Origin of the sequence: Mesorhizobium sp. M7A.F.Ca.CA.002.04.1.1 (assembly GCF_004022805.1) — a bacterium.
Taxonomy (GTDB): Bacteria; Pseudomonadota; Alphaproteobacteria; order Rhizobiales; family Rhizobiaceae; genus Mesorhizobium; species Mesorhizobium ciceri.
In genome coordinates, this window is the sequence record NZ_RZPL01000069.1 from 5,418 (window position 1) to 12,952 (window position 7,535).

The following is a 7,535-nucleotide window of genomic DNA, read 5'->3' on the forward strand; positions in this document are numbered from 1 at the left end:
TGGCGAGCGTCTCGGTGGCGCGCCGCATGCCATCCTGGTTGGACGACACCAGCCCGGCCGACTGCAGCATTTCGGCGGCCAGCGCCAGCGTCACATCTTCGAGCCGACGGTCACGATACCGGCCGGTGAGGAAATCGACGGCGTTGCGCACCTCGACTGCGTTGCCGGCGGCCGACGCCAGCGGCTCGTTCATGCCGGTGATCAACGCCGAGGCCTTCAGTCCGGCGCCGTTGGCGATCTCAACCAGGCTGTTGGCGAGTGCGGTGGCGTCGCGCGATTTTTCCATGAAGGCGCCGTTGCCGACCTTGACGTCGAGCACCAGCGATTGCAGCCCGGCCGCCAGCTTCTTCGACAGGATCGAAGCGGTGATCAGCGGCACCGATTCGACCGTGCCGGAGACGTCGCGGATCGCATAGAGTCGTCGATCGGCGGGCGCGAGGTCGGCGGTCTGGCCGATGATGGCACAGCCTGTTTCGAGCACCGCCTTGCGAAACAGCGCGACATCGGGCTGGCTGATGTAGCCCGGGATGGCATCCATCTTGTCCAGCGTACCGCCGGTGTGGCCAAGGCCACGGCCCGAGATCATCGGCACATAGGCGCCGCAGGCGGCGACGATCGGCGCCAGCATCAGCGAGACATTGTCACCGACGCCGCCGGTCGAATGCTTGTCGGTGACCGGGCCAGGCAGGTCCGACCAGTCGAGCACATCGCCGGAATCGCGCATCGCCAGCGTCAGCGCCACGGCCTCGTCGCGGTTCATGCCGTTGAAGAACACCGCCATGGCGAAGGCGCCGGCCTGGCCGTCGGTAACGGCGCCTGACGTCACGCCCGCGACGAAGCCGGCGATCTCGTCCTCCGACAGCCTCAGGCCATCGCGCTTGCGGCGGATGATTTCCTGGGGAAGCATCAGATCTCCAGCAGTCCGTCGCGGAACACGCGCTGCAGGATCGTCGCCAGCCGCGCGCCGCCGACCGGCGCCATGTCCTTGGTCTCCTGGTGCGAAAGCTCGGCCCCGGTCATGCCGGCCGCCAGATTGGTGATGACCGAACAGGCGGCGACGCGCAGTCCGAGGAAGCGGGCGAGAATGACCTCCGGTACGGTCGACATGCCGACCGCATTGGCGCCCATGATGCGCGCCATGCGGATTTCGGCCGGCGTTTCGAAGCATGGGCCGGAGAACCACATATAGACGCCCTTGTGCAGGGTGGTGCCGGTCGCTTTTGCCGCCCGCTCGATGGCCTGGCGGATGCCGGCATCATAGGCTTCGGTCAGGCCGACGAAACGCCGGTCGCTTGGTTCGCCGATCAGCGGGTTGGTGCCCGAGAAATTGATGTGGTCCGATATCAGCATCACCGAGCCCGGCGGCATGTCCGGATCGACCGAGCCGGCGGCATTGGTGAGGATCAGTTTCGTGATGCCGATGCCGGCAAGCACTTCCAGCACCGGCCGCATCGCCGCGGCGTTGCCGTGCTCATAGTAATGGGCACGGCCCGACAGCAGCAGCACCGGCACGCCGGCAAACAGCCCTGCCACCACTTCGCCGGCGTGCCCGGTGACACCGCTTCTGGGAAAGCCGGGCAGGTCGGCATAGGAGATGCGGATCGGGTCCTCGATCTGGTCGACCAGACCGCCGAGGCCCGAGCCGAGCACCAGTGCCGTGGCCGGCGCCAGGCCGTCCAGCCTTTCGACGAGATGATCCAGGGCTTTTTCCGTCATCGTTGCCAGCTGTTCATTTGAGCCTGTTGCTCATTTCAAAATATCGCCGCGGAAGCCGTAAGGCAGCATGTCGCCCATGGTCACGGTTTCGGCCACACCCGCATTGTCGCAGAGATAGAGCTTTGTTTCCGGCCGGCAGAATTCGGCAAGCCGCTGGCGGCAGCCGCCGCAAGGCGAGCATTTGGCCATGCGTTCGGCAAGCACGGCGATTTCCACGATCTTGCCGCCGCCGCCCATAATATAGTGGCCGAGCGCCGTGGTCTCGGCGCACCAGCCTTCCGGATAGGAGGCGACTTCGATGTTGGCGCCGGTAAAGACGCGACCGTCCTCGGTGCGCAAGGCAGCGCCGACCGGAAACTTAGAATAGGGCGCGTAGGCCTTGGCCATGGCGGCCTTGGCGGCCTCGAACAGATCATGCGACATTCAGCGTTCTCTCCGATGATCGTGTTCAAAACCCGGCGCAAAGCCGACCCGTCGCTCAACGTTCCTTGACATAAGGCACGCCGCCGGCGCGTGGCGGGATTGCCTTGCCGATGAAGCCGGCGAGCAGGATGACGGTGAGGATGTAGGGCAACGCCTGCATGAACTGCGCCGGCACCTTGCCGATGATGGGCAGCGGGGATCCTTGCAGGCGGATCGACGCAGCGTCCAGGAAGCCAAACAGCAGGCAGGCGAACATGGCGTTGACCGGCTTCCACTTGGCGAAGATCAAGGCTGCCAGCGCGATATAGCCCTTGCCGGCAGTCATGTCCTTCACGAAGCCGCCATTTTGCACCATCGACAGGTAGGCGCCGGCAATGCCGGTGAGGATGCCGGTGCAGATCAGCGCCCGGTAGCGCAGCCAGGCGACCGAGATGCCGGCGGTGTCGACGGCGGCCGGGTTCTCGCCGACGGCGCGAAGGCGCAGGCCGAAGCGGGTGCGAAACAGCACCCACCAGGTGAACGGCACCATCAGGAAGGCAAGATAGACCAGGATCGAGTGGCCCGACAGGAGTTCGGCATAGATCGGTCCGATGATCGGCACGTCGCGGATGGCCTCGGCGCCCGGCAAGGTGATGGCCTCGAAGCGCTCGCCCGGTTGCAGCGCCGGCGTGCGCCCGCCCTGCTGGAACCAGGCCCGGCCGAGGATGATGGTTGAGCCGGCGGCGATGAAATTGATCGCCACGCCGGAGACGATCTGGTTGCCGCGATGAGTGATCGAGGCAAAGCCGTGGATCATGGCGAAGGCGACCGAGATCACGACCGCCATGCCGAGGCCGAGAAAGGCCGAATGGAACACGGAAGCTGCGGCCGCACCGGCGAAGGCGCCGACAAGCATCTTGCCTTCGAGGCCGATGTCGAAGATGCCGGCGCGTTCCGAATAGAGCCCGGCGAGGCAAGCAAGCAGCAGCGGCACCGAGAGGCGGATGGTGGAGTCCAGTGTCTGGATGATCGCGTTGAACACATCCATCTCAGGCACCTTTCCCCTTGACCGCTTCCATGCCGACCGATCGCGGACTGAACGAGGCAAACAGCGCCTGGATGTAGCGCCGGAACATGTGCTCGAGGGCACCGGCAAACAGGATCACCAGGCCTTGAATGATGACGATCATGTCGCGGCTGATTGCCGGCATCTCGAAGGCGAGTTCGGCGCCGCCCTGGTAGAGCATGCCGAACAGGACCGCCGCCAATACGATGCCGACAGGGTGCAGGCGGCCCATCAGCGCCACGGCGATGCCGACGAAGCCGGCGCCGGAAACGAAGTCGATGGCGACATTGTGCTGATCGCCCATCACCGGATTGAGCGCCATCATGCCGGCCAGTGCGCCCGAGATCATCATGGCGGTGATGATGATGCGGGTTTCGGAAATGCCGGCATAGCGTGCCGCCTTCGGGCTGTGACCGTAGGTGCGCATCTCGTAGCCGAGCTTGGTGCGCCAGATCAGCAGCCAGACCAGGAAGGCCATGACCAGCGCCAGCAGGAAGGTGACGTTGAGCGGCGCCGAACGGATCTTGGCGCCGAACAGCTCGATGATCCAGTTGAGTTTGGGCAATTCCGCGCCGGCGAGGAAGTTGCGCGTCTGCGGCGCTTGCGAGGCGGCTGGCTTCAACGGGCCGACCAGCAGGTAAACCATGATCGAGGCGGCGATGAAGTTGAACATGATGGTGGTGATGACGATGTGCGAGCCACGCTTGGCCTGCAGATAGGCCGGGATAAGCGCCCACAATGCGCCCACCGCCGCCGCAGCAATGATCGCCAGCGGGAAGGTCAGCCACCATGGCAGTGTACTGTCGAAGCTCAGGCAGACGATGGCGATGCCAAGGCCGGCGATGTAGGCCTGCCCCTCGGTGCCGATGTTGAACAGGCCGCAATGCGCGGCAACCGCGACCGAAAGCCCGGTGAAGATGAAGGTGGTGGCATAAAACAGGGTGAAGGCAATGCCTGTGCCTTTGCCGAAGGCGCCTTCGACCAGGATGACGGCGGCGCGCAACGGATTCTCGCCGACCAGAAGCACGACGAAGCCGGCGACGACGAAGGCGACGAACAGATTGATCAGCGGGATCAGGCCATAGTCGGCCCAGGCCGGCAGTTTGGCGTAAGGCGTGCTCATTGCGCGGCCTCCTGGTGCTCGATGCCGGCCATCAGCAGGCCGAGCTCGCCCTCGGTCGCTTCCGGACCGCGCTCGCCGACGATGCGGCCGGCAAACATCACCAGGATACGGTCGGACAGCGAACGGATCTCGTCCAGCTCGACCGACACCACCAGCACCGCCTTGCCCTGGTCGCGCATGGCGATCAGGCGCTTGTGGATGAACTCGATGGCGCCGACATCGACGCCGCGTGTCGGCTGGCCGACGATCAGCACGCCCGGGTCCTGTTCCATCTCCCGTGCCAGCACGATCTTCTGCTGGTTGCCGCCGGAGAAATTGGCGGTCTTCAGCCGGCAGTCGGCCGGGCGGATGTCGTATTTGGCGATCTTGTCCCTGGCATCGTTGCGGATGGCATCGATGTTGAGGAACGGCCCCTTCAAATAGCGGGGATCATCGTGATAGCCGAGGATCGAATTCTCGTTCTCCTCGAAGGCCAGCACCAGCCCGACGTGATGGCGGTCCTCCGGCACATGCGCCAGGCCACGGTCGCGCAACTCTCCGGGGTCGGCGGCACCGGTCAGGTCGATCGGCTTGCCATCCAGCATGACCGAGCCGGAAACGGCACGCCTGATGCCGGAAATCGCCTCGAGCAGTTCGGATTGTCCGTTGCCGGCGACACCGGCGATGCCGACGATCTCGCCGGCCCTGATATCGAAGGAGATGTCGTCGACCATGGTGACGCCGCGCGTATCCCTGACCGTCAGGTTCTTGACTGCGAGCTTGACGGCGCCGGCCTCTGCCTCGCCCTTCTCGACCCGCAAGAGCACGCGCCGGCCGACCATCAGCTCGGCCAGTTCCTCGACAGTCGTTTTCCTGGTCTCGCGCGTCGCCACCATCGTGCCCTGGCGCATGACCGACACCGTGTCGGTGATGGCCATGATCTCGCGCAGTTTGTGGGTGATCAGCACCACCGTCTTGCCCTGGTCCTTCAACTGCCGAAGGATGCGGAACAGATGGTCGGCCTCGGCCGGCGTCAAAACGCCCGTCGGTTCGTCGAGGATCAGGATCTCGGCGCCGCGATAGAGCGCCTTCAGGATCTCGACACGCTGCTGCAGGCCGACCGGCAGTTCCTCGATGATTGCATCGGGATCGACTTCCAGCCCGTATTCACGCTCCAGCCGCTCCAGTTCGGAGCGCGCCTTGGCGATGCTCTTCTTCAAGAGCGCATCGCTTTCGGCGCCGAGGATGACGTTCTCCAGCACTGTGAAATTGTCGACCAGCATGAAGTGCTGATGCACCATGCCGATGCCGAGCGCGATGGCGTCATTGGGGGTCTTGATCGAAGCCGGCTGGCCGCCAACGCGGATCTCGCCGCTGTCGGCCTGGTAGAAGCCGTAGAGGATCGACATCAGCGTCGACTTGCCAGCGCCGTTCTCGCCGACAATGCCGTGGATCGTGCCGCGACCGATCTCAAGATTGATGTCCCGGTTGGCGCGCACCGCACCAAAACTCTTGTTGATGCCGATCAACTCGATTGCGGCTTGCGCCATGCAGCCTGTCCCACTCTTATTTTTTTATCGCTTGGTCAAAACGCCTAGCATGACGCTCCGCCCGTGCCAATTGGCGGAGCAGGTTCACTCTCGACAAATCCCGGTGCGCTTGTCAATTTGCAACGTGGCCGGGGCCTTCACATTCGCTAGTATGGCGGAGCCGAAATTCGCATTGCGGCGCAAGACATCGCGGCGCAAGACATCGCGGTGAAGACTGGGGAATTCACATGACCATACCCGCCGACCGGCTGACGACGCTGGAAATCCGCGCCGCCGAGCAGGAGAAGACCATCGAGGAACTGTCCGGCCAGATCGCCGAGCAGTGGAAAGTGATCGAGCGCATGCAGCGCAAGCTCGACGCGCTGACGGATCGCTTCCTGGCGCTGGAGGAGCAGACGGGAGATGAAGTGCCTGTAACCAAGCCGCCGCACTGGTGAGGAAAAAGGGAAGGGCGCATGCCATGGCCAGTGAAAGCGATCGCATTGCACGGGCCAGCGACTATGTGCGTGGCCTGATGAACGATGCGGAGCGCGAACGGGCCGAACGTGATCTGGAGATCGACCCGGCCTTCCGCGACGAGGTCGTGCGACTTGCCGAGCGCATGCACGTCTTCGACCGTGCCGAACCGGGGGATGGCGAAGAGCGCTGGAAGCAGATCACGCAGCGCATTGGCGACCTGCCGCAGATGCGTAGTTCTGGCCTGAGCGACGCCAGGCCGCCAACCGTGATCCGAAGCCTGTCGCAGCGGCCATACGGCGTCGGCGTGCACGCGCTGGGCGGCCGGCGTGGATTTGTGGTTGCCGCCGGACTGATGGTGGCGTTCGCGCTCGGTTGTCTCGCCGCGAAGCTGCTATAGGCGAGGCCGGCGAGACATCAGAGCCATCGTCTCGCCGTCCGAACGGCATATCTCAACGGTGTTCCAGCCGAGGGCCGCGTAGAAACCACGCGCATCCCATGTGTAGAGATAGAGCATCTCGACGCCCCGTGACGCCGCATGGGCTTCCGTTGCCTTGACCAGCGCGGTGGCGATGCCTCGGCGTCGATACCTTGCATCGACAACCAACCCGGCCAGCCATGGCGTCAGATCATGCGCGGGCTCCAGTTCGTGGCGCACCAGCAGGCATGTCCCGACCGGGGTGTCGCCGATCCGGGCCACGAATGCCGCCTCGAAACCGTCACCGGCGATCAAGTCGCGAAGCCCTGCCGCATCTTCCCCGAGAGTCCTTCCGGTTCCCTCGAAAAAGGCAGACAGGCGCAGTTGCGCGACCGCTGCTACGTCGTGCTCGCCCATGGGTCCGATCGTCGGCTGCATCTGTATCTCGAAACGGTGTCCGGCACGGAGCGAAGGTTTCGCTCGATCCGGTAAAGGCAAAACCGCCGGGCTGGCGCCCGGCGGTTTGCAGATCATGGCTGTGTGTTCGTGCCGCTCAATAGGGGCAGGCGTTGTCAGTCGTATAGTCGTGTACTTCGACCTTGCCGGCAATGATGTCGGCCTTGGCTTTTTCGACGGCCGCCTTCATCTCGTCCGTCACCAGCGCCTTGTTGTTGTCGTCCATGGCGTAGTCGACGCCGCCTTCCTTGAGGCCGAGATTCTCGACGCCGCCCTTGAAGGTGCCGTTCTTGCCGTCCATGAAGGCGGTGTAGACGGCGACGTCGACGCGCTTCAGCATCGAGGTCAGCACCTTGCCGGGCTGCAGGC

General features: G+C 64.3%; 9 protein-coding genes and 1 pseudogene. 2 read left to right on the plus strand and 8 right to left on the minus strand.

Going from position 1 to position 7,535, the window contains the following annotated elements; all coding sequences use genetic code 11:
• The 6 genes from ENZ75_RS06015 to ENZ75_RS06040 all read right to left on the minus strand — a co-directional run.
• Positions 1 to 907, minus strand: a 907-nt coding sequence (locus ENZ75_RS06015; protein ID WP_245481131.1) for a thymidine phosphorylase, incomplete at its 3' end; no start/stop codon positions are given.
• A complete protein-coding gene (locus ENZ75_RS06020; RefSeq protein ID WP_024502795.1) occupies positions 907 to 1,716 on the minus strand; it encodes a purine-nucleoside phosphorylase in 810 nt (269 codons plus the stop codon). The genes ENZ75_RS06020 and ENZ75_RS06015, both read right to left, overlap by 1 nt.
• A gap of 30 nt (positions 1,717 to 1,746) precedes the next feature.
• A complete protein-coding gene (gene cdd, locus ENZ75_RS06025) occupies positions 1,747 to 2,139 on the minus strand; it encodes a cytidine deaminase (protein ID WP_013529630.1) in 393 nt (130 codons plus the stop codon).
• A 55-nt stretch (positions 2,140 to 2,194) separates the two neighbouring features.
• On the minus strand, positions 2,195 to 3,166 hold the full coding sequence (locus ENZ75_RS06030; protein WP_128277961.1) for an ABC transporter permease: 972 nt from the start codon (positions 3,164 to 3,166) through the stop codon (positions 2,195 to 2,197).
• Position 3,167: 1 nt separating this feature from the next.
• A complete protein-coding gene (locus tag ENZ75_RS06035; RefSeq protein WP_063168988.1) occupies positions 3,168 to 4,307 on the minus strand; it encodes an ABC transporter permease in 1,140 nt (379 codons plus the stop codon).
• Positions 4,304 to 5,836, minus strand: coding sequence for an ABC transporter ATP-binding protein (locus tag ENZ75_RS06040; RefSeq protein WP_024502792.1), 1,533 nt, complete (start codon positions 5,834 to 5,836; stop codon positions 4,304 to 4,306). The genes ENZ75_RS06035 and ENZ75_RS06040 overlap by 4 nt, the downstream gene beginning before the upstream one ends.
• Before the next feature lie 227 nt (positions 5,837 to 6,063).
• Between ENZ75_RS06040 and ENZ75_RS06045 the strand changes: the two genes are divergently transcribed.
• The gene (locus ENZ75_RS06045; protein ID WP_013529634.1) at positions 6,064 to 6,273 is read left to right on the plus strand and encodes a SlyX family protein; all 210 of its coding nucleotides are present in this window, start codon (positions 6,064 to 6,066) and stop codon (positions 6,271 to 6,273) included.
• A gap of 23 nt (positions 6,274 to 6,296) precedes the next feature.
• A complete protein-coding gene (locus tag ENZ75_RS06050) occupies positions 6,297 to 6,692 on the plus strand; it encodes a hypothetical protein (protein ID WP_063168987.1) in 396 nt (131 codons plus the stop codon).
• On the opposite strand, the gene ENZ75_RS06055 is transcribed toward ENZ75_RS06050, so the two are convergent.
• A complete protein-coding gene (locus ENZ75_RS06055; RefSeq protein WP_063168986.1) occupies positions 6,687 to 7,148 on the minus strand; it encodes a GNAT family N-acetyltransferase in 462 nt (153 codons plus the stop codon). The genes ENZ75_RS06050 and ENZ75_RS06055 overlap by 6 nt on opposite strands.
• Positions 7,149 to 7,263: 115 nt before the next feature.
• A pseudogene (locus tag ENZ75_RS06060) lies at positions 7,264 to 7,535 on the minus strand (BMP family ABC transporter substrate-binding protein); the annotation flags it as partial.